The organism is Idiomarina sp. UBA3162, from assembly GCF_002364475.1.
Taxonomy (GTDB): Bacteria; Pseudomonadota; Gammaproteobacteria; order Enterobacterales; family Alteromonadaceae; genus Idiomarina.
Window position 1 is genome coordinate 1 of the sequence record NZ_DEYI01000031.1, and the last position, 559, is coordinate 559.

The following is a 559-nucleotide window of genomic DNA, read 5'->3' on the forward strand; positions in this document are numbered from 1 at the left end:
CATAATAAAGACACGCTTCACATAGAGTTTTACCCCCTGCTGTTGCTCACGATTCCAAAGGTCCCAAGGAGCTCGTTTTGGAATATAAAGAAGGCTGGTGTATTCGTGTGTACCCTCAACCTTGTTATGGCTCCATAACAGCGGATCGTCAAAGTCATGCGCTACAGTCTTATAAAACTCTTTATATTCTTCGTCGCTGATGTCGGCTTTATCGCGTGTCCATAAGGCTTGACCCGAGTTCACAGTTTCCCATTGAGCCTCTTGGGCAGGCGTAATAACTTCGCCGTCATCATTTTTTTGTTCTTCAACCGCTTCTTTCCACATTTGGACGGGGATACTCAAGTGTTCTGAGTATTTGTTAATCACCCCACGAATACGGAAGTCATCTAAAAACTCATCTGCATCTTCTTTCAAATGCAAAATAATATCTGTTCCGCGCTGCGACTTTTGGGTGTCTGCGACTTCAAATTCTCCTTCACCCTTAGAATGCCATTCGACACCTTTTTCCGGTGACTCATAGGCAGAGCGCGTACGCACAGTCACTTCATCAGCAACAATA

Annotated in this window: 1 pseudogene; it reads right to left on the bottom strand. The window is 44.7% G+C overall.

Annotation, left to right across the window (positions count from 1 at the left end):
- Nucleotides 1-559 (bottom strand): annotated as a pseudogene (locus tag B2X00_RS03675) (molecular chaperone HtpG); the annotation flags it as partial.